The sequence below is a fragment of the Tropicimonas aquimaris genome (assembly GCF_042676185.1).
Classification (GTDB): Bacteria; Pseudomonadota; Alphaproteobacteria; order Rhodobacterales; family Rhodobacteraceae; genus Tropicimonas; species Tropicimonas aquimaris.
In genome coordinates this window covers 15,959-37,218 of the sequence record NZ_JBHTJT010000017.1, presented here as the reverse complement: position 1 = coordinate 37,218, position 21,260 = coordinate 15,959, and the positions used below count along the sequence as shown (strand labels likewise).

Genomic DNA, 21,260 nt, shown 5'->3' with positions numbered 1-21,260 from the left:
CGACTTGGAGGGTGTTCCTGCCCCCAAGACCCCTGACCATTTCATGGAGACCAATCCTGCGCAGATTGGATGGCGTCTACATACCCGCATGGAACATGACCGGGTTCCCGCACACTGCGCCGACAATATGTAAATATGGTTGTGACTTGCGCACAGATCGACCATATCTAGTGCTAAACCGCAACGTCGGGTGCGAGTCGGTCGTTCTGGCCTTCCGCCGACGTGAGCCATCAAGAAGCATCTGTCACGGGGGATGGAGCAAGTGTCGTCGGACGTATTCGTGGGAAAACGCGAACGACTCCGCTCCGGCAAGCCCGCCCGTGTCCTTGATCTGTTTGCTGGCTGCGGCGGTCTCTCGCTCGGCTTTCACTCTGCTGGCTTCAAGATCGTGGGCGCTGTGGAGTTCGATCCAGACGCGGCACGCTCGCACGGGCTCAACTTTCACCCCGGCCAAGCGGCCCATGCCCAGGCCATCGACATCACGGAAACAGGTCCCGACGCGCTGGCTGCAAAGCTGGACCTTGGCCAGACCGATCAAGCGGTCGATATCATCATCGGCGGGCCACCCTGTCAGGCTTTCGCGCGGGTCGGACGTCCGAAGCTTCGCGAGGTGGACGAGCACCCCGAAGCCTTTCGACACGATCCACGTGCGCGGCTCTATCAGGAATATCTGCACTACGTCGAAGCCTTCAAACCCATCGCCGTCCTCATGGAGAATGTGCCCGACGTACTCAATCACGGCGGTCAGAACCTCGCGGAAGAAATCTGCGAAGTGCTCGAAGCGAAGGGTTACGTCGCAGGTTACACGCTCCTGAATGCAGCCTTCTATGGCGTTCCGCAGATGCGCGAGCGCATGTTCTTGATGGCGTATCGCCGTGAAGTGGTGGATCGGATCGTCTTTCCCGAGCCGACCCATTGGGTGCAACTGCCACCTGGATATGAAGGCTCGCGCGCCGTTGCCTTGAAGTTTCTCAAGAAAGACGGGCTCCTTGAAGATGCTTTCGATTATCTTCCGCCGCCTGAAGCCACGCCTGATCTGACGCCAGCCGTGACGGCGGAGCAGGCCCTTGGTGACTTGCCGCCAATCGACGCCCGTAAGGAATTGGCCGAGGGGCGGCTCAAGCGCGGCGCGCGGCGCTTCGATCAGGTTATGCCCTATGGCGAGGCAGCGAAGCTTTCCGCCTATGCGCAGCTCATGCGATCCTGGCCGGGCTTTGAAGCAGGCAACGGCCTCACCGACCATGTGATCCGCTACCTGCCACGCGATTATCCGCTCTTCGCGCGGCTCAATCCGGGCGATCAGTATCCAGAAGCCTTCCAGCATGCCAATGCCATGTTCGAAGAAGCACTCGCCGCCCGAGCCGCAGAGGGCAAGCCCTTGCGCAAAGGATCAGCGGCCTATGAAGCGCTCAAGAAATCTATCGTCCCGCCCTATGATCCAGGCAAGTTCCCCAATAAGTGGCGCAAGATGTGGGCAGACGCGCCCGCACGGACTTTGATGGCCCATCTTGGAAAAGACAGCTACAGCCACATTCATTACGACCATGATCAGGCGCGGACGATTTCTGTTCGCGAAGCAGCCCGCTTGCAATCATTCCCTGACGGCTTCACCTTCTCAGGCACAATGAACCCCGCCTTTAGGCAAATCGGCAATGCCGTGCCGCCGCTCATGGCAAAAGCAATCGCAATGCAAATGGCCGCAACCCTGAAAGAATCCGAAGAGAGTGATTATGGACATTGCGCAGCGGCAGGACCTCTACAGGCAAGCGCTTAAAAAAGAGCCTGGCGCAACAGCCAAGACAAGCTTTCGGGATGCCTTTGGCGTATCCAACAGCGCCAAGATTATCGGGCGCGGGCTTTTCTGCTTTAATCTGAATCTCGAAAATCTCGCTGCCGACGTCGATCAGCTTGTCGTCCACTGCCTCTTGCGCTTTCCGCCCGAGGACGAGATTTACTTCTCGATCTTCATCAAATCGGACATGCCACAACTGCGCGCGCGGCTCGCCGAGATGAAGGCCGTTGGCACGTCGAAGCCATGGAAACGCAAGGGAAGCGAAGACGACGACGAAGACAGCGCACAGGCCGAGGCGGCACAGTCCGCAGAGGCAGGCTCAGACACGACCGCCGCTGCAAGCGAAGACGACGGCAGCTCTGAGGGCGGTGACGGAGCTGGCGGCGCAGCCGCCGCGCCTGTCTCACCCGATGGGCTCGACTACGCCGCGACCAACAACAACGTCAAAGGCTATCTGGCGCAAGACGGGCAACTCTATCTGCGCAATAAGAGCTTCTTCGATGAAATGCCCGAAGACCTCAGCACGATCAGCCGTCCGGTCAAGATCGAGAAAATCGTCTTTGGCATCTATCCCCCCGCAGCCGCCGCGCGCCGTTCCCTTCTGGCCCGCGAGTTTGTTGGCTATCTCGGAAGCCTGATCGGGCGCGAGCGCATCCATGAAGTGCGAACGGTTTGGCCGGAAACCAATGCGGTCAGCCCCGAGATGGCGCGCATGCCGACAACCCTGGCGCTGGCCGATATTGACAAGGCCGTGAGCGACCTTGGCGGCTTTTATCCCAATGGTGAGCTGACCCGCTATCATGCCGGACTCAACTTCCTCACGCACAAGCACTTCGTGATCCTCTCGGGCCTGTCTGGCACTGGCAAGACGCAGCTTGCCTTGCTCTACGCCCGCGCGATCCACGGCAAAGACAAACGCGACGCCGACGATCCCTTCTTGTTCGTCTGCCCTGTCAGACCGGAATGGACCGATCCCACGGGACTCACAGGGTATTACGACGTTCTGACTGACCGCTATGTCGTGCCGCCCTTCCTTGAAGCGGTCCTCGTGGCGACCGCGTTCAGGGATTCCCCTGTTTTTGTCATCCTCGATGAAATGAACTTGGCCCGCGTCGAGTACTATTTCTCCGACGTCTTGTCCGCTATCGAGACAGGCGAAGCGCTCCCGCTCCATTCCAATGGTGTGCCGCTCGAAGGCACGACGGGCAGCAGCATCCCCGCTTCTTTGCCCCTGCCACCCAATCTCTACATCACAGGCACGATCAATATTGACGAGACCACCAATCCCGTCAGCGACAAGGTTCTGGACCGTGCCATCCTGATCGAGATGAACGACGTCGATGTGGACGGCTACATCACCAAGATCGAGGCCCAAGAGCCCGCTCTTGCCCCGGCATGCGCCCATTGCCGTCCACACCTTGTCGCCATGCAGGGCGTGATGCACCAGCACCGTCTTGGCTTCGGGTATCGTTTGATCCGCGAAGTCGTGACCTATCACCATTTTGCTGTCGGGAGTCTCGGACAGGGGGCCGATGATGTGCTCGATCAGCTCATGGTGCAGAAGCTCCTTGTGAAGCTGCGCGGCTCTGAAGCGCAGCGGTCTTTGCTCAATGACCTCGGGACACAGCTTGCCGCCATGCCGCGCTCGAAAGCTCTTCTCGATCAGCTCGGGGCTGATCTTGATGAGTATGGCGCGTTCCAGGCCAGCCGATAGGTGCGACCGTGCCTTCGCTGCACATTCGATCCGAAGACACCGGGGACGCATGGCAGGTTTGGCCGTCAGCAGACAGCATCCCGCCGGGCACGATTCAAGAAACCCGCAGCTATATCTTCGAACTCCAGGACGCTGAAGGCGCACCCGAAACGGATCTTCTGATCGATGACGTACCGCTTGAAGGGCTGCGCTCGCGCGGCGAGGGCACTGCGCGTTGGCGTTGGCAGACGGGCTTTCATGCGGGAGAAATCTCGGCCGAGCTACGCCCGCCGGGTCAACGCCCGATCCGCTTCGAGCTTGTCACCGATCCTGACCGCAACAAGCTGACCCGCAGTGACTTCGACACGATGCTTGTCGATATCATGCGAGACAGCTTCGCGCTGTTCTCACTGACCAATTTTCACAAGGGCATCGCGCAAGGGACAAAGGGGAAGCCGCCTGCAATCGCACGGCTGGAATATCTGCGCTCACGCATGGACGCACTGGAGCGCGTCGTGCGGGAGATCGAGCGCAGGCCCCGCCGCCATCTCAGATCGGAAGAGCGCGTCGTGCCATATCACCAAGTGCGGCGAGCGACAGGCGACGAGGTAATCCGATCCTTCGCGCGCGGGCGTGCCGCCCGCGTTCCCCCAAAGGTGACACGCCTGCCAAGCGCACTTCGTGGCTTTCTGCCGACCGAATTTCGTATTCGCAAACGGTTCAGCTCTTTCGACCTGCCTGAGCATCGCCAGATGGCAGCGGTCCTATCGGCGTGGGCAGCATGGCTTAGCGCATCCGCCGAACAGCTCGACAAGGTTGCCACGAAGGATGACCCCGAGACGCGATCCGTTGCCAGCCTATGGGCCAATCGATGCCGCCGTCTTGCGCGCCGCCTGCATGCTCTGCGGCAGGCAGAGCCGTTCGCCGATCTGCCTCCAGCTCCGCCGCAATTGCATCTATCCTCGCTCTTTCGCAACGACCCAAATTATCGGCAGTTCTACAAGCTGTATCAGGACTTCAATCTTGGCCTAGCTGCGATCTTCGGGGACTTCCTTGATCTTCCGCTTGCCCGCACATTTGAGCTTTACGAGCTGTGGTGCTTCCTGCGCTTGATCCATGCAGCGGTGAAAGAGTCCGGCCCCGCCGCCGTGGATTTTCGGACACTGTTCACGCGGGACGCGGCGGGCGGACTGACTATCGCCGCCAGCGCCGTGACCGTGAAAGTCTCCGCCTCATGGGAGATCATGTTCCAGAAACGCTATGAGGAATTCTGGAAGGCCGATGACGGGCGCGGTTCGTTCAGCCGCACCATGACGCCTGATATCGTTCTCGCGGGCACGACTGGCGGCGATGGAGCGGAGGCGCAGCTCATCGTGCTCGACGCAAAATATCGTATCGACACCGCGCTCAATGATGCAATCAGCTCCATCCACACCTACCGCGATGCTCTGGTCGAAGACGCAGGCGGCGGTGACTTTCGCGGGATCGTTCAAGCTGCCTATCTTCTGACACCTCATATCCCGCAGCCGGGCGCAGCCTCTTACCAGAAAACGGCCATGCCGGGACGGCTCTTCCATCCCGATTATCGCTCGACCTTCCGCTTCGGCGCAGCGACCCTCAAACCGGGCATGAGCCTATCTGATATCTGTGCAGCCCTACGCGCCATCATAGCAGATGCGGCGGGCAAAGCCGCCTCTCCATGAGGCAAGGCAGGCCATTATGGACGTTCTGACGCCTGATCAACGCCAGAGGAACATGAAGGCCATTCGCGGGCGCGGCACGAAGCTTGAGCGCCTTATCGGGCACGGCCTTCACGCGCGCGGCTTCCGCTATCGTCTCAATGTGAAGCGGTTACCCGGAACGCCCGATCTTGTCTTCACACAGCATCGCACCGTGATCTTTGCCCATGGGTGCTTCTGGCACGGTCATGATTGCCACCTGTTCAAACTCCCTGCGACACGGCGGGATTTCTGGCTGACCAAGATTAAAGCGAACGTGGCCCGAGACGCGCGGGATGCCGATGCCTTGGCTCAACTAGGCTGGCGCGTTCTGACCGTTTGGGAGTGTGCGCTACGCGGGCGGACCAAGCAGCCGCTGGACACAGTGCTCGATCAGTGCGCAGCGTTTCTTTTTGGCGCTCGCCAACGGGCCGAAATTCGTGGTCTGGAAGACTAGAGCGCCAGCCACAAGAACATCACGTCGGCTGTTTGTTGCGTCAGGAGATGGACACTTTAACTCAGAAATACTTTGAAATGACTGCGCTAGGCATCCTATTGCTTCCTCCAAAAAAAGAAAATTTGCCGTGATATGCGGCAGAGTTCATTGTGAAGGTTGATCAATATCTCTTAATCTCGATTTCTTTGTTTGCCGCCGTCTTAAATTTTTGCTGTCGCCAATCACATCGAATCTCTATAAAATCCACGTATCCTTCTCCAAGGATAGTCGTGGCAGTTTTTAGATCGGTGCATATTTTTAAGCTGCCACGACTTATTCTCGATATGCCTATGCTAATAGTTTTTTGCGTGACAAACTAAAACGAATCAATAGACTATTCAGTGGCTGAGAATTGTGGCCAATGATTCTCGCCAAGTAAGATCGTTCTACCCGCGAAGCCAACGGTCTTATGCGCACTTACAGCGTGAGGACGGGCTATCTCGCAGAAAACCCGTCCTCCGCTTCGGTGCACATTTGTTCTGCATAGACAAAAGGCACGAATAGTTATCGGCGGGTAGTATGGTTTGGGCATTATGCGCTCCCCAATGTGCATCATGCCCCTCTGTGACTTGTTTTTGGTCTACATACATAGATCCGAAGCAGTTCGGAGCATCCCTTTAGGGCGGCGGCGGTTTTAGCAATCATCGCCGTCGCCTGGGAGGGGGAGTACGATGCAGATCAGCACTACCATCCAAACTCAGTTTGGTCTGCATCGCCCTCCGTGAGAACGGAATATGAACCTGATATCTAACTTCCTATTTTGCAGCGCCCAATTCGGCGCTGCAATTTTTTCGCGCCTAAAGAAATTTTTAAGAAATAACAGTGATAATTAACTTAGGGGCGGTGCCGTGAATTACAGAATATTGTTTCTCACATTTATTTGGTGCGGCGCGCGCCTCAACCCTGATCGGTCAAGCTACCCTTCCATCTCTTGGCCGTCATGTTGATCTTAGTATTACTTCTTTGATCGGCAGAGACCAGTATTTCTGCCGATCATTTTTTATTGTCATTTTTTTATATATTGATATCCTTTGGTTTTTAATAATTTGTATTGGGGTAATAAGTATGTTTTCAGCATCAATGTTTCGGGAGAGATTTGAGCTTGTCGATTTGCACAAAGAGCACAGAGGGGAGGATGAAGCGGTTCAATCTCTGGCGCTCAGCAACCGTATCGCCTTTCCGCTCGATGGGCGCAAACCCGAAGAGTCGCAGTTTCTTGTCGTGATCCGGGCTCAGTCCATGCACGGTACGGCCCGCATGGCCGGACGGCTGGTGCAAGAGCTGATGCCGCAGAGCGATTCTACGGAAGTCATTCTCGATATTGATTGGGCGAAAGCCTGGGAAAAGGCGCGCAGTCACTATGAGAGAGAGCATAACCCATCCGCGTGGTGCGCTGTCTACATGAATGGCGAGCCTGTGTTTCAAGACGGGGAGTATGATCCGCTTCTTGACGCCATCGAGCGCTGCTCCGCCAGCAACAAGAATGAGTATGATCAAGCCGTTGAGATCGTGGAATATGCCTTCTGGGAGTACGGCAAGGCCGTCCGCTTGCAAAAACAATCGGTTCCGGCGCTGACGATCCGCCGCGAACGAGATGACGCGCTGCGCTGTAGCCTCATCATTCGCGCCATGCGTCAAACCTCAACGTTCAATGTGACAATGCGCCCGCCCATCGTGGAAGGGCAGCGCAAAGGTCATGTCACCGCGCATGGAGCGCTGCATATCTGCGCGAGCTTTCTGGAGAGCATCCAGCTCGCTTATCAGATCGGGCGTCTGAATACGGAAGTCCGACAGTTTAAACTCGGACCAAGCTCCGAGAAGGCGCATCAGGCAGAAAATGCACACAACCAGATGCTTCTGCTCAAAGACGAATTGGAAGAGTATGAAACGCTATATGATATCGTCTATCGCCCTGATAAGCCGGATTTACATCGGATCATACGGGAAACAGAGAATACAATTATATTATAATATAGTGATCTAAGCGAAATGCATTGAGTGAAAAGAGTGTGATTATGTGTAAAAGAGTATCCGGGAATATCCTATTTATAATATTGATAGCCGTAGTGTTGTTTGCAGCATTGAGTTATGCGGTATCGCGTTCGATGCAGGGGGGGAGCACGTCTATCGAGAACGAGCAGGCGCAGATCGATCAGGCTGTAGTGGATAACTACACGGCGGCGCTGAATGTCGGTAAGATGCGCCTGGAGATGGCGGGGTGTTCGTCTATCGATTACACACCGCCCGCCGATCAGGTGGCCGGGGACAAGTCCTGCCACATGTTCCATCCCGATGGGGCGAATGTGTCGTATCAGGACTTCAGCGCGACATGCCCGACCGAGATACTTGAAACCGCGCTCGGCAATCCTGGAGACCGATGCGGTTTGATCATTTATGCGGGGACGAGTGGCGGAAACCGTCTCTACACCACGCCCGCTGATCTTGGGCAGATTGCGTGGAACAATGGCACGAGCAATTGGACGGGAACTGGAGCCACAAGCACAAGCAACGGTGTCACTAATACCGATACGCTGGTGGCGTTATCCGATGCAGGCACTCCGTACCAAGCCGCAGCGGCCTGCCGTGGTCTCGGCCCGGAATGGTATCTCCCGGCGCAGGAAGAGTTGAACGTTCTCTACGTGAACCGCTCCGCTATCGGGGGCTTTAACGAAAGCGGCTCGCTACCTGCGGGCTACTATTGGTCTTCTACGGAGTACGCCAATAGTCATGCCCGACACCAACGCTTTAATGATGGAAGTGTGTTTACCCATCCTCCAAAGGATACAGCATTGTCCGTTCGCTGCGTCAGGAGATGATTTGGGAATCTGAGTCAAAGAAAATTTTTAATTCGACAGAAATAATATACTTAAAGATTCAGCAATGAAAGCCAGTTCCAAATTTGTAACATCGAAAGCAATCGTCCTCGGCGCTATTCTGATTATACTCGTTGCGTGTGGCGTTATCTACGCTCTACGCAGCGGGATAGAGCGCGGATCAATGGAAAAGACTGAGTTTGATGTCGCGGCGCTCGATAAGGCCATTCTGGCAGTGAGAAAACCACTTCGCGACGCAGGTTGTCTATACATTGATCTCACGCCACCTCAAGATCAGATTCACGGAGACAAGTCTTGTCATGCCTTCCACGCTGATGGGGGCGATCTGTCCTACAGCCTGTCCATCGAAACGTGTTCCACCAAGTTGTTGTCATCGATTTTCAATGAACCCGGCGACCGTTGCCGGGAGATCGTCTTTGCCGGTTGGCACGCAGACATGAAACTCTATACCACACCCACAGATGAAGGCATCATCACATGGAACAACGGATCACAGAATTGGGTCGCGACAGCGGTTCTCGATACAACTGATGGGCTCGCCAATACTGAACGACTTGTGAGTCAGGTGGACGAAGGAGCGCCCTATAAGGCCGCACGTGCATGCCGTGATCGAGGTCAAAACTGGTATATGCCCTCGCGGGACGAGCTGCACGTCTTGTTCAAGAACCGAGCCGCTATTGGTGGGTTCAACGAAACCGGGTCACATCCCGATGGTCGTTACTGGTCATCCTCGGAAGGCAACCAATACTTGGCCTGGAGTCAAAGATTTAGCGAGGGTCACGTATATTTCGATAACAAGAATTCGATGTTATCGATCCGGTGCGTCAGGAGATAATCGTGACTCTTCCCCGCTCACCTAATGCGATCCCTATATCATGTTGCAGGATGCGAGAAATCAAAGCTCGCGGTTGAAGGGCAGGCCGCTAGTCCCTTTTGCTAGTTCGAGGGCGTCGGCTTTGGTTTCAGCAACGGCATAGCCCCAAAGGCTTGGATGCCACTGACCGTCCTTGCAGGCTTCGAGTTTCCAGACACGCATGGAAGCAGTCTAACGCCGATACATTGCCAGATGTTTGACGTTTAGGAGCGGTCAGCTCTCCATCGGCGCGTATTCCTTGGCCTTGGCCAGCACGCGAGCAGAAGCTGGCAGATACCATGCGTTCATACGCTTGTCCCAGGCGCGGTTCTCCACGAAGCCGTTCCAGTCAAATTCATAGACGCGGTCCAACGTCCAGTCATCATTGAGCTTCACGACCAGGATGAATTCGAAGAGCTGCTTATCGGGCGCGTCCGTGTCCGGGTAGACGGTTCCCGTCTTCTTGCCCTTACAGACCGTCTTGATCGAATAACGCTCGCCCTTGCGCGAGATCGCATCGATATTCGCCGTGCCCGTGGGCGCGGCGAGCAAATTCGGGCAGCCGGGCGTGACATTGAACAGGTCAATGGCCAGCTTTTCGCCGACCGCGCCCACCGTCAGGGCGAGCCCGCGCGCCCGCATCTCGACTTCGAGCGCAGTGCGGAGTTGAAGCAACTCATCATCGGGTAGATGCGTCAGATCATCGATCGACCACAGCCCGAGCTGTTTCAACTCCTGCGCTTTTCGTGCGTTTTTCTCGGTCGCCAAGCAGCTCTGCCTTTTTCATTTTGGCCTACACCGCCGAATGATCGGCCAGTGCAACGCATCGTCCTGATACAGTTCGGATTTCTTCTCGGCTACGCTATGGTGTGCGCTGCAACAGGTCAAACAGGATCACTACGTCGCGGCGTGCATTCAGGTGGCATCGACCAGCGGCTTTGCGCTGTGAGGCCGAACCAGGAGCACGAAGCTGCGCGCTCGCGTGATCCCAACGCGCAACAAACGGCGCGATGGCGCGAAGTCGGGTGCTTCGTGGCTGAGAAGGAAGTGACTTGAGTGAATTCCTTCCACCATCACCACAGCGTCGAATTCTTTTCCTTTGGATTTGTGCAGGGTCATAAGCGAGATGCCCTTTGGCTCACGCTCCAACCCGATCAGCCTCTCCTGATCCAGCACGCTGCGGAGCATGCGGGCCGCGCCTTCATAGGTCGCGCGCTCCATCCAGCGCCCAGCCAGTGCCGTCGCGAGCGTATCGGAGGCGCGGAACAGTCTCACCATCCGAGCATCCTGAAAGATCGCCTTCAGATCATCATGCGCTTGGAACGCGGTTCTCACCACCTTCCAGTCTCGAACCGGATCACCCGTCAAAGCGGGAATGGCCGAAAGCGCAGCCTCGAAGGTCTTCGGCGAGCCCTGCGTCAAAGCCTTGCCGTCTGCGACCTTGACCTTTGCTTTGCCAAAGCGGTCCGCCTTTGTACCTGCCGCCTTCGCGCCGCGTCCGCCATAGCGCTGGCAGAAATCCTTCTTGATCAGGAAGTACTCTTCGATCTTGGCGTGCATCGCTTCGCGCGCCGATGCCGTGCCCAAAGAGACGAATTCTAGCGCCGACGCCATAGCGACACCTGCCGATGCTGACAATTCCTGATCCCAGACAATGTCATGCGGGATGGGTTTGAGATTTCTCGTGTTATAGACGTGCGAATGTTCAAGAATGTCGGAGATTTCTGCGACTAGGTCATTGCTGCGGGCCAGAACCGCGACGGTCGGATCATCAATCCCGCGTTTGCGCAGCGTGCCAAGGGTTACTGCCACAGCAAAGTGAACCGTTGCCGCGAATTGGTTCCTGTACTCGTATCGGAGGGCCTTCACGTCCTCGCTCTTGGGTAGCGGCCCTTTTCCGCTGAGCACGCAATCCGCAACGGCGAGAATATCGCTGTCTCCGCTGCGATAATTGTCATCGCGAAGATCGACTTCACGTAATTCGATAGCGCCTTTAAGAATATCCAGCCTGTCCGCGCGCACGCCGGGCCGGAACGAGCCTTCGAATATCCGTTGCTCGGTATCAGCGAGAAACAGCGTTTGCGTCACATCGCTGAGTTGCTGGACAAAACGCCATTGATCGTCATCGGAATCCTGGAACTCATCAAGGATCACCAGCGGGAACAGTCGTCCCATCCATGAGCGCAGATGTGTGCTGCCCTCGAAGAGCTCCGCCGTCGCAGCGGCGAAGAGATCGAAGCAGACCATCCCGTCTTCGTCCTTCAACCGCTTGCTTTCCGCAGCCCAATCGCCATCGAACTGCGTGCGCCGCGTGCCTTCCTCGGACGGGGCCATCATCTTGAGAGGCCGTCCGCCCAGCAAGCGCCCATGGCAATGCAGGATATCCCAGCAAAAGGAATGATAGGTGCGCACGTCGATGCGCTTCATTTCTTCTTTGGTGAGAATTTCACGGCAGCGCTTCAGGATTTGTTGCACGGCGGCGCGCGAAAAACTCAAGAACAGAATGCTTTGACCGGGCGCGAGCGTGTCCAGAATGCCCTTGCTCTTGAGCAGCGCGAGTGTCGTCTTGCCTGATCCCGGCCCACCAATGACCAGCGCGTGCCCCTGTTCATCAATGACCGATTGGCGTTTTTCGCAGATCGTAAAGGCCATGACCTACAGAATGTCTTCGATATCAATATCAAGCGGATCGGGCTCGTCGGGTCCGTCTTCGCCGTCCCCTGCATCGTCTCCCGCATCGCCATCCGTATCGTCCAGCTTGGGGAGTGCCATGTCGGCGGCGACCTTTTCCAGAAAGCTCTTCACCGTCGCGGGCATCTCATCCAGCGTCTCGCATTGTTCGATCAGCATGGCCGCGAAGCCCGAGCCTTTCTTGGCTTTCAGGACTTCCTTGGACAGCGCGATCACGTTGTCATCGCTTTCGCCGCCTTTCAGATACCCCTTATCGGTCGGATAGTCGGGATGGTCCTTGGCCTGATCCAGAAACCGCCGATGGACCGCAGGCGGCACTTCGGCGGCCAGCAAGTCTTCCGTGCCCTTATACGCGCTCTCGAAATTGTAGTGGTAAGTGTCCAGCTTCTCGGTCTGGTCTGCCGTCCAGGCTTTCTTGGGCTGATCGTGGAAAGCAAAGGTCGTTTTTTTCAGTGCGCCGAAAAACGGTCCCCATTTGGGAACGTCGGACTGCGTTCCTGCGTCGAATACGCTCACGCCGATCAAGTCAAGCGGCGCGTAAGCATCTGATTTATCAAGGGCTTCATACATATAGCTTGCCGCTGAAAGCATCTTGGTTTCGGTGTCGCCTTCGGCGACGATCACGCCGCGCGCCAGGACCGCTTCCGCCAATTGCCTGCGATTGGTGCGCAGCGCGCTGTGTTTGATCACGCCCGCCGGAATACTATCCGATGACAGTACCCCTGCTGTACGTGAGATGGCCCGGAGATTGGCCATATCGAACTCTTCGATCACGTAAGGAGAGTGCGACGTGATGATGGCCTGTCCCATGTTCTTCAGCAGGTATTTCGCGATCCGGCGCTGCGCATGGGGCGGCAAGGCGATCTCAGGTTCTTCCATCGCGAAAATGATGGCGCGGTTGCCCCGCAAATCCGCGATATGGGTCAACAGGGCAAAGACCAGCGCGTTCACCGCCCCCGTTCCGAGGCGATTGAACGGCACGGCATGGTTGCTGTCCTGGCTCTTCAGGAAGAGCTGGACCACCTCCCGCAAATTTTCCCGCGTCAGGTTGGAGGCATAGAAACCCGTCGCATCCTTGTCGGCAGACAGGCCGACAAAGCGCGCCATGCGATCCTTGATCTGTGTTTGAATGCCTTCGAGCTGGGGAATGTCGCCAATCGGCGGATCAAGCGCGCGCAGTTGCTTCAGCGTGCTTTCCCACATCGACTCCTTTCCGGTGTCGCCGAGCCGCAAGATCGTATCGAGCAGCGAGCCGCGTTCCAGGCTGAGCGCGCGGCGTCCGGTGCGCAGGGTCCGCAAATAGATGAAGCCGCACTGGATTTTCCACTCGCGCGGGAAGAAGCTCAAGCCCGCAAACGGCTTCCCATAGTGTTCGTCATCTTCGCCCAGCTCTTCAACGGGGTGTGCGAAATACGTCGTCCCAACGAAGTCATCTTCTTTGCGGTCATAATAGCCGATGAAGGTCAGTGGCAGGGCGCGGACAACATCTTCGCCATCTGCGTCCTCGGGCGCTGCGCCATCTTCATCGACAAACCCGCCTTTGGCGTCGCTCCATGGACGGGTCTTGGAGAAGAGTTTCTTCTCCATCTCTTCAGGCAGGTGCAGCAGCACGACGTCAATCTTGATGTAAACGGGGTTGCCGTCTTCATCGAGATAGCGGCCTGCATGAAAGTCATGCTCATTTACGATGGGACGGCGATAGGCACGCTCTGGACCGAGAACCAGTTCCAGCGCTTCGCAGATCGTGGACTTTCCTGCATTATTGCCACCCACCAGGAGTGTGTGGCCTTGGAAATCGACCGAGCCTTTTTCGACGCCTCGGAAATTCTCGATGGTCAGCCGCCTGACAATCAACGGCTCGCGCTCTTCTTTCTTTTTTTCTTCTGCCTCTGACATTCAATATCCCATTCAAAATTCAGCACTTATTCTCGCACAGTTTCACGGATTTACGAAATCCGATGGTGCTGTCCCCGCTCGGCGCGCCTCGATCCTCACCATAGGCGTAGCACAGCCACAAGGCGAACCTTCAGTGTATCGCGCCCCCGCTAGGGCGGGCTGTCGTGAACGGAGCCTGCATAGGCAGTCTCCGCCTTCCGGCGTCCATCCCTGGCGCAGGTCAGGCCAGCCCGTTGGGCTGACAACACCTCTTTGGGTTTTGGGGCCTGCGGCCCCCTTCGCCGTCAAGACCAAGCCCTTCGCATAGGCTTCGGGCGCAGCCAGCGGTCTCCCCGTCCTTCCGCGCCTTCGGCTTGTGCAGGACGGGCGATCCCCCTCCGCTGGCTGCGGTCTGTGACGGTCTCCCCCCTCTCTTCGCCAGAGGGGCAGTTCGGTTGCATGCGCAACCAAACAAAGGAGAAAAGACAAATGAAACAAGACATTTACCAGCGCGTCACCGACAAGATCATTGCCGATCTGGAGCAAGGGCAACTGACATGGATGAAGCCATGGAGCAGCGGCAACATGGATGGAAAAATCATTAAGCCGCTACGGCATAACGGTCTGCCCTATAACGGGATTAACATTCTGATGCTCTGGGGCGCAGCCATGGAGCATGGGTATTGCTCCCCCTACTGGATGACCTATCGCCAAGCCAAAGAACTGGGCGGGCATGTGAAGAAAGGCGAGCGCGGCAATCTTGTTGTCTATGCCAACACCATCACCAAGACCGAAGAGCAGGACGACGGCAGCGCAGAGGAACGCAAAATCCCCTTTATGAAAGGCTACAGCGTCTTTAACTGCGATCAGATCGAGGGCTTGCCAGAGCACTATACAGTGACCCCCGAGCCGATCATTGATCCCGCGCAGCGGATCGACCATGCGGAAGACTTCTTTGCCTCTACGAAGGCTGACATTCGGCATGGCGGGAACAGCGCGCATTATGCCTTGGGCAGCGATCATGTGCAGATGCCAGTCTTTGAGAGCTTCCGCTCCCCTGAAAGCTACTATGCGACCTTGGCGCATGAGCTGACCCACTGGACGCGGCACGCAAGCAGGCTGGATCGGGATTTCGGGCGCAAGAAATGGGGCGATGAAGGCTATGCACGGGAAGAGCTTGTTGCCGAACTTGGCGCGGCGTTCCTATGTGCCGATCTGGCGTTGACGCCCGAGCCTGGGACGGATCATGCGGCCTATATTCAAAGCTGGCTGAAAGTGTTGAACGACGACAAGCGCGCGATCTTCTCAGCGGCAGCCCATGCACAGCGCGCAGCGGATTATCTGAATGGATTGCAGCCTGTCATCGAGGAAGACGCGGAGGCGGCAGCGTAGAAGGAGGGGACATCAGAGGAAATTTCGCGGCGGGCCTTCGGCCCGCCGCACCCTTTCCGGGGGATCAGCTCTTCTCGTGCAGGGACGAGAAGAGCGAGGAAAAAAGTAGTCGGCGCTGCGCGCCGCAATTAAGTGGTTTTGCGATAATCATCGAAATAATTGGCGTTATTGTTGAGTGAAAATGGAAATATCTGATATACTTATCAAATTGATTTGTTAAACGAATTTCAGAGTGTTTTATGGGTAAAGGAGTTTCCGGGAATGTATTGTTTTTGATTTTGATAGCGGTCGTTTTGTTTGCGGCACTGTCCTTCGCGGTGTCGCGGTCGATGCAGGGTGGGAGCACGTCCATCGAGAACGAGCAGGCGCAGATTGATCAGGCTGTAGTGGATAACTACACGGCGGCGCTGAATGTCGGTAAGATGCGGCTGGAGATGGCGGGGTGTTCGTCTATCGACTACAAGCCGCCCGCCGAGCAGGTGGCCGGGGACAAGTCCTGCCACATGTTCCATCCCGATGGGGCGAATGTGTCGTATCAGAATTTCAGCGACACCTGCCCGGATGAGGACTTGCTCAGTGGTCTGGCCATAGGCGGTCGCTGCGGGACGTTGATCTATGCTGGGACGAGCGGCGGGAACCGCCTCTATACCTCGGCAGCGGATCAGGGGCAGATTGCGTGGAACAACGGCACGAGCAACTGGACGATGGCTGGGGCAACGAGCCCGAGCGACGGTGTGGCCAACACAGATACGCTGGTGGCCTTGTCTGATGCAGGAGCGCCGTATCAGGCGGCGGCAGCGTGTCGTGGCCTGGGGCCAGAATGGTATCTGCCCGCACGGGACGAGCTGAACGGGTGGTGTCAGAACAACTTGGCTTGTCGCAGGGCAGGGGGCTGAGTAGCGTCCCCGGATGACCAAACGCGACCCGTTCAAGTACTTCAAAACATCGCCGGAGATCATCCGCCTTGCCGTGATGCTCTACGTTCGTTTCCCGCTGTCGCTGAGGAATGTCGAGGACCTGCTGCACGAACGCGGCATCGACATCAGCCACGAGTCAGTTCGGTTTTGGTGGAATCGGTTCGGCCCGATGTTCGCCTCTGAGATACGCGAAAAGCGCGCTGAACGTCTGCGATCTGGGCCGCAATGGCGCTGGCACCTGGATGAGGTGTTCGTGAAGATCAACGGCGAACGACACTATCTCTGGCGTGCTGTTGATCACGAGGGCGAGGTCCTGGAAAGCTTCGTCACGAAGGCGCGGGACAAGAAAGCCGCATTGAAATTTTTCAAGAAAACAATGCGGCGTTACGGTCGGCCTGCGTCCATAGTCACCGACTTGCTTCGGTCCTATGGCGCGGCCTTGAGGGAGATCGGCGCGGCAAACCTGCAGGAAACTGGTCGCTGGCTCAACAACAGGGCGGAGAATTCGCACCTGCCGTTTCGACGACGAGAGCAGGCAATGCAGCGCTTCCGGCGGATGCGAAGTTTGCAGATGTTCGTTTCCGTCCACGCCTCCGTCCACAACCATTTCAACCAAGAACGCCACCTCTACTCACGACAGAATTTCAAACTCAACCGTGAAACCGCTCTCGCCGAGTGGCGCCAACTTGGCGCGGCATAAGGGGCAGGGCTACTGTCCGACCTGAGACCAGTTCGAATCTGTCTGACAGCTCCCCGCCCAGGCATCAAGCGTGCCGAGCAGCCGATTCATCTTCAGATCCGAGAGGGCGCAGTGATTGGCGAGCCCGCCGGAGAAGAGCGCCGTGCCGTCGCGGAGGGCACCGAGGCGGCCGACGATCTCCACCCCCATTTCGGCCAATCCGCCGAGGTCGAAAAACCTGTGTTCGCGTGAGCCGACAAGCTGCAGCGAGGGCACGTTCCGGGCGCGCCGCATGTCGTCGACCTCGTCGATCCTGGTGGCGTGAATGCCGGCATGCTCCATCCACCACTGGATGTCCCGGCCGCGATAATGGCGCGGCATGCGGATATGCTCGCCGGCCGACAGGATGACGTCGTGGCCAGCGGCGCGGATCTCCGCGGCCAGTTGAACGCCCGTCGCGGACGCACCGACGACGAGGACGCCGCCCGGCGCAAGCTGGCCGGGATTGCGGTAGTCGATGGCGGTGATCTGTTCGATTCCGGCCGGGACCTGCGATGCCAGCGCCGGAACCGACGCGATGTTGCAGGCGCCGCTGGCCAAAACCAGCCTGTCGCAATGCCATTCGCCACGGTCGGTCTCGACCCGGTAGCCCGCGCCGGCGGCGGTGACGGCGTGAACGCGCGTGCGCTCTTCGACAGGCGCGCGGCTCGCTCCGGCATAGTCGCGCAGGTAGCGCACCACTTCGGGCATGGTCATGAACTCGTCCGGGTCCTTGCCTTTGTAGGAAAAGCCTGGCAGCCGGCTTTGCCAGTTTGGCGTGAGCAGCCGCAGGCTGTCCCAACGCTCATGGAGCCAGGAATTCGCCACCTCTCCGCGCTCCAGGAGCACGTGGCGGATGCCACGGTCCGACAGGCAGCGGCTCATCGCCAGTCCGGCCTGGCCGGCACCGATGACAATGGTTCCAATCTGTTTCATGGATCTGCCTCCTGTCGGACCCCTGGGGCTCAGGCGACCGTTACGTTAACGTTCGTCGGGTTGGTCAGCATGTCGAACAGGGCCGAGCGCTTCTGCGACTGAGCGACCAGCGCGCGGATTTCGTCCGGCGCCGCATCGGCTTCGATCTCGAAGGTGACTCGGATATCGGAGAAGCCGTTGCGGATCTCCGGATCCATGCCGAGGATGCCGCGCACGTCCACGTCGCCTTCGACCACGGCGCGCATCTTGTGGAGCTGGATGCCACGATGCTGGGCGACGGCGGCGACGCCACCGCTGAGGCAGCTGGCCAGCGCGGCAATCGCGATCTCCGGCGGGGTCGGCGCACGGTCGGCAGCGGCAAAGACCTCGGGGTGGTCGCTCTCGATCCGGAACGTTTCTTTGCGGTCGTGCTCCTGACCGAGGCCGAAATAGCCGTTGATCGCGTTGGTGCTGTGGGTGCCTTCGTTCCACTCGCAGGTACTGCGGAAGGTGAAGGCAGCGGCTTCCGGCATCTGCTCGAAGGCGTCACGGGCGCCAATCAGGGCTTCGGTGTTGACGCCATTGGATACGATCTTGGTAACATGTGGGGTTTGCATGATGTTTCCTTTCTGATGGGTGTTGGGTGGAAAGTTCGCTTTGATGAAGAAACGGCCGGAGGGCCGCAGGGTTGGCGGGCCGTCAGGCCCGCGCATTCGGTTTTGCCAGCCAGTTGGCCGGTCGGCAGTGGTTAGACATCTTCGAAAAGTACCGGCGGCCGGAGACGTCCTTGGCGGTGATGTCGCCCGGTTCGTCAAAGCCATTGCGACATTCCAACGACCGAGATCCCTTACATGTGCCGTTCATGTCGGTCTCCTTTGCGGGTCCATCGGTTTGTGCGCCGATGAACCAGCAATAGCGGAAGGTATCGCTGGTGGTCTTGAGCGGGGCTTGAGTATTTTATGGGGATAGTCTGAGTATCGAGTCTGGAAGGTGTCTGACGTCTTCACCTGCCTGACAGGTGATGTCAGAGCAAACTGGCCTGAGTGGGGCAGGGGCCTTCATGGCTATCTGCGATGACCAGGCGCAGCCCATTCCGCTATCGCAAGACATCGCCCGAGATCATCCGCCTCGCGGTCTTGATGTACGTCCGTTGCCCGCTTTCGCTTCGGAACGCGGAAGACCTGCTGCACGAGCGCGGCATCGATGTCAGCCACGAGTCCGTGCGGTTCAGGTCTCGTTGTTTCGCTGCCCGGGTCCGTCCGGTCTTCACCAAGGGACCGAACGGCGTCGGGTGGAGGCCAACGGCTTTTGGGTTCAACCGTTGCATATGGCTGAAGTATTTTGGCGTTGGGTGTCGGCGCTCGGAGATCACGGCGACAGCTTGCTGACCGCTCTTCTTGTCGTGGTGTGTTCGGTCAAGATGCGCGACCGGACGGCGTCAAATCACCGGCGCAGGACCGGACGTTCGAAGAGGACGCCGCGAACGAGGATGAAGAGCCCGGACCGCAACACTTTGGGTCGAACCGGCGCCACACTTTCGAAGGGGGGGCTTCTACATTGATGTACGTCATGGAAAGACGCTGGCCCGCCTACGAAAGTTAGCTTGCTCAAAATAGATCGGCCGCGGGCTCGCGGGTGGGGGGTGGGGCTTTGCTACGGACAGAACGCGTCGAATCCGCAATACAGATCAACCGAGGTGAGCTGTTTCGTTTTGGGACAGCGCTGATTTTCATCATCGGGATCATGCTTTTTACCATTGTCCGGACAGACGGCGGTATCGACGGCATATTGCTGGTGATTGCCGCAATGATCGGCGGCTACATGGCGATGAATATCGGTGCGAACGATGTTGCCAACAACGTCGGCCCCGCAGTCGGCAGTCATGCGATCACTCTGTCCGGCGCGATCATTATCGCTGCGAGTTTCGAGGCTGGCGGTGCGCTGATTGCTGGTGGCGATGTGGTTGGAACGATCAAGAACGGAATTATCGATCCGGATATGGTGGCCGACCGTGACACGTTTATCTGGCTGATGATCGCCGCACTTCTTGCAGCGGCGGTATGGCTCAACTTCGCAACTGCTGTGGGCGCGCCAGTATCTACCACGCACAGCATTGTCGGCGGTGTCCTTGGCGCCGGAATCGCTGCCAGCGGTTGGGGTATCGCAGACTGGAATCAAGTCGGCATGATTGCTGCGAGTTGGGTAATATCGCCGGTTCTCGGCGGCTTCATTGCCGCGGGCTTCCTTTATCTGATCAAACGAACGATCACCTACAAGTCCGACGTACTTGGCGCAGCCAACCGGATGGTGCCCATTCTGGTTTCGCTTATGGCATGGGCCTTCGGAACCTACCTGATGCTCAAGGGCGTGAAGAAGCTGGTCAAGGTCGATTTTCCGGTGGCGGTCGTGATCGGCTTAGGGGCCGCACTTGTCGTATTCCTGATCATGCGTCCGTACATTGCGAACATGACCAAGGCGCTCGAGAACCAAAAATCAAGCGTCAATGAGCTCTTCACCATTCCTCTGATATTCGCCGCCGCGCTGTTGAGCTTTGCGCATGGAGCCAACGATGTCGCCAACGCCGTGGGCCCGCTTGCGGGTATCAGCGAGGCGATCACCGGTGGCGAAGTTGCTGAAAAGGCGTCGATCCCAATTTGGGTCATGGCCATTGGCGCCGTCGGCATCTCGTTGGGACTGGCACTTTATGGCCCCAAGCTGATCCGCACCGTCGGCAGCGAGATCACCGAACTCGACAAGATGCGAGCATTTTGCATTGCGATGGCAGCCGCGATCACCGTCATCCTTGCCTCGCAACTCGGTTTGCCGGTCAGTTCAACGCATATCGCCGTTGGTGGGGTGTTCGGCGTCGGGTTCCTGCGAGAATACATCAAGTCGAGCTATGCGCGGACTCTGCAGGACATTCGCGACCACCACGCTGAGCACGACCAGGAGGCAGTCGATGCTTACCTTGCCAAATTCGAGGCAGCGGACGTCGAGACCAAGGGCAAGATGCTGCGGGAGATGAAGCAACTGGCGCCCGGTTCCAAGCTTCTCGCGAAGCGAGAACGTCGCGGCCTTGGCAGAGTTCACCGCATCGAACTGGTCAAGCGCTCGCTGTTGCTGCGTATCGCTGCGGCTTGGGTCATCACGGTCCCTGTGGCCGGAGGGATGGCAGCGATGTTCTTCTTCATGATCCGCGGCATGATGTTGCCTTAGGCGTTTGGAGTGGCGACAGCAGGCCTCGGCACCGTTTCCCTTGCGGCAGAGTCGATTGGCGATTGGATACTCGTCGCGCAAGTGATGGGCGAATGTGCAATTGGTGTGTTGCCGCAATCGCCGAGCGACGCTGTAATCCGAGTTGAAAGA

Annotated in this window: 16 protein-coding genes and 1 pseudogene; 12 read left to right on the top strand and 5 right to left on the bottom strand. The window is 57.7% G+C overall.

Features of this window, described 5'->3' with window-relative positions:
- Positions 1-280 precede the first annotated feature (280 nt).
- The 7 genes from ACFQ2S_RS11805 (at position 281) to ACFQ2S_RS11775 (ending at position 9,368) form a co-directional block, all read left to right on the top strand.
- Positions 281-1,774, top strand: coding sequence for a DNA cytosine methyltransferase (locus ACFQ2S_RS11805; protein ID WP_386074678.1), 1,494 nt, complete (start codon positions 281-283; stop codon positions 1,772-1,774).
- A complete protein-coding gene (locus ACFQ2S_RS11800; protein ID WP_386074677.1) occupies positions 1,731-3,506 on the top strand; it encodes an McrB family protein in 1,776 nt (591 codons plus the stop codon). Before ACFQ2S_RS11805 ends, ACFQ2S_RS11800 begins: the two co-directional genes overlap by 44 nt.
- 8 nt (positions 3,507-3,514) lie before the next feature.
- A complete protein-coding gene (locus ACFQ2S_RS11795; RefSeq protein ID WP_386074675.1) occupies positions 3,515-5,188 on the top strand; it encodes a DUF2357 domain-containing protein in 1,674 nt (557 codons plus the stop codon).
- A gap of 16 nt (positions 5,189-5,204) precedes the next feature.
- Complete coding sequence (locus ACFQ2S_RS11790) at positions 5,205-5,660, top strand: very short patch repair endonuclease (protein WP_386074673.1); 456 nt, start codon at positions 5,205-5,207, stop codon at positions 5,658-5,660.
- A 1,002-nt stretch (positions 5,661-6,662) separates the two neighbouring features.
- A complete protein-coding gene (locus tag ACFQ2S_RS11785; protein ID WP_386074672.1) occupies positions 6,663-7,670 on the top strand; it encodes a hypothetical protein in 1,008 nt (335 codons plus the stop codon).
- Between the two features lie 95 nt (positions 7,671-7,765).
- Positions 7,766-8,515 (top strand): hypothetical protein, encoded by a 750-nt coding sequence (locus ACFQ2S_RS11780; RefSeq protein WP_386074670.1) that lies wholly within the window; start codon positions 7,766-7,768, stop codon positions 8,513-8,515.
- A 64-nt stretch (positions 8,516-8,579) separates the two neighbouring features.
- Positions 8,580-9,368 carry an Lcl C-terminal domain-containing protein gene (locus ACFQ2S_RS11775; RefSeq protein WP_386074668.1) on the top strand — a complete coding sequence of 263 codons (789 nt, stop codon included), beginning with the start codon at positions 8,580-8,582 and terminating at the stop codon, positions 9,366-9,368.
- Between the two features lie 252 nt (positions 9,369-9,620).
- Here the strand turns inward: ACFQ2S_RS11775 and ACFQ2S_RS11770 are convergent, their stop codons facing one another.
- The 3 genes from ACFQ2S_RS11770 to ACFQ2S_RS11760 all read right to left on the bottom strand — a co-directional run bounded on the left by ACFQ2S_RS11770 (position 9,621) and on the right by ACFQ2S_RS11760 (position 13,973).
- Positions 9,621-10,154: a hypothetical protein gene (locus ACFQ2S_RS11770; RefSeq protein ID WP_386074666.1), complete on the bottom strand. Its 534-nt coding sequence runs from the start codon at positions 10,152-10,154 to the stop codon at positions 9,621-9,623.
- A 147-nt stretch (positions 10,155-10,301) separates the two neighbouring features.
- Entirely contained in the window at positions 10,302-12,038 is a 1,737-nt protein-coding gene (locus ACFQ2S_RS11765; protein ID WP_386074664.1) for a UvrD-helicase domain-containing protein, read from the bottom strand.
- A 3-nt stretch (positions 12,039-12,041) separates the two neighbouring features.
- A complete protein-coding gene (locus tag ACFQ2S_RS11760; protein ID WP_386074663.1) occupies positions 12,042-13,973 on the bottom strand; it encodes an ATP-dependent nuclease in 1,932 nt (643 codons plus the stop codon).
- A gap of 468 nt (positions 13,974-14,441) precedes the next feature.
- Between ACFQ2S_RS11760 and ACFQ2S_RS11755 the strand changes: the two genes are divergently transcribed.
- From ACFQ2S_RS11755 to ACFQ2S_RS11745, 3 genes are all read left to right on the top strand, one after another.
- On the top strand, positions 14,442-15,344 hold the full coding sequence (locus tag ACFQ2S_RS11755; protein ID WP_386074662.1) for an ArdC family protein: 903 nt from the start codon (positions 14,442-14,444) through the stop codon (positions 15,342-15,344).
- Between the two features lie 239 nt (positions 15,345-15,583).
- A complete protein-coding gene (locus ACFQ2S_RS11750; RefSeq protein ID WP_386074660.1) occupies positions 15,584-16,240 on the top strand; it encodes a hypothetical protein in 657 nt (218 codons plus the stop codon).
- Positions 16,241-16,253: 13 nt separating this feature from the next.
- Positions 16,254-16,961, top strand: coding sequence for an IS6 family transposase (locus tag ACFQ2S_RS11745; protein ID WP_386074658.1), 708 nt, complete (start codon positions 16,254-16,256; stop codon positions 16,959-16,961).
- Positions 16,962-16,970: 9 nt separating this feature from the next.
- On the opposite strand, the gene ACFQ2S_RS11740 is transcribed toward ACFQ2S_RS11745, so the two are convergent.
- Positions 16,971-17,915 (bottom strand): NAD(P)-binding domain-containing protein, encoded by a 945-nt coding sequence (locus ACFQ2S_RS11740; protein ID WP_386074657.1) that lies wholly within the window; start codon positions 17,913-17,915, stop codon positions 16,971-16,973.
- Between the two features lie 29 nt (positions 17,916-17,944).
- Positions 17,945-18,511 carry an OsmC family protein gene (locus ACFQ2S_RS11735; protein ID WP_386074655.1) on the bottom strand — a complete coding sequence of 189 codons (567 nt, stop codon included), beginning with the start codon at positions 18,509-18,511 and terminating at the stop codon, positions 17,945-17,947.
- Between the two features lie 456 nt (positions 18,512-18,967).
- On the opposite strand from ACFQ2S_RS11735, the pseudogene ACFQ2S_RS11730 reads away from it, so the two are divergent.
- A pseudogene (locus ACFQ2S_RS11730) lies at positions 18,968-19,153 on the top strand (IS6 family transposase); the annotation flags it as partial.
- Positions 19,154-19,544: 391 nt separating this feature from the next.
- Positions 19,545-21,110, top strand: coding sequence for an inorganic phosphate transporter (locus tag ACFQ2S_RS11725; RefSeq protein WP_386074653.1), 1,566 nt, complete (start codon positions 19,545-19,547; stop codon positions 21,108-21,110).
- The last annotated feature ends 150 nt before the right edge of the window (positions 21,111-21,260 follow it).

Bases quoted from the DNA above. Each gene is read 5' to 3' on its own strand.
- ACFQ2S_RS11800 (WP_386074677.1), top strand. From the start codon at position 1,731: ATGGACATTGCGCAGCGGCAGGACCTCTACAGGCAAGCGCTTAAAAAA.
- ACFQ2S_RS11790 (WP_386074673.1), top strand. From the start codon at position 5,205: ATGGACGTTCTGACGCCTGATCAACGCCAGAGGAACATGAAGGCCATT.
- ACFQ2S_RS11775 (WP_386074668.1), top strand. From the start codon at position 8,580: ATGAAAGCCAGTTCCAAATTTGTAACATCGAAAGCAATCGTCCTCGGC.
- ACFQ2S_RS11765 (WP_386074664.1), bottom strand. From the start codon at position 12,038: ATGGCCTTTACGATCTGCGAAAAACGCCAATCGGTCATTGATGAACAG.
- ACFQ2S_RS11760 (WP_386074663.1), bottom strand. From the start codon at position 13,973: ATGTCAGAGGCAGAAGAAAAAAAGAAAGAAGAGCGCGAGCCGTTGATT.
- ACFQ2S_RS11755 (WP_386074662.1), top strand. From the start codon at position 14,442: ATGAAACAAGACATTTACCAGCGCGTCACCGACAAGATCATTGCCGAT.
- ACFQ2S_RS11750 (WP_386074660.1), top strand. From the start codon at position 15,584: ATGGGTAAAGGAGTTTCCGGGAATGTATTGTTTTTGATTTTGATAGCG.
- ACFQ2S_RS11745 (WP_386074658.1), top strand. From the start codon at position 16,254: ATGACCAAACGCGACCCGTTCAAGTACTTCAAAACATCGCCGGAGATC.
- ACFQ2S_RS11740 (WP_386074657.1), bottom strand. From the start codon at position 17,915: ATGAAACAGATTGGAACCATTGTCATCGGTGCCGGCCAGGCCGGACTG.
- ACFQ2S_RS11735 (WP_386074655.1), bottom strand. From the start codon at position 18,511: ATGCAAACCCCACATGTTACCAAGATCGTATCCAATGGCGTCAACACC.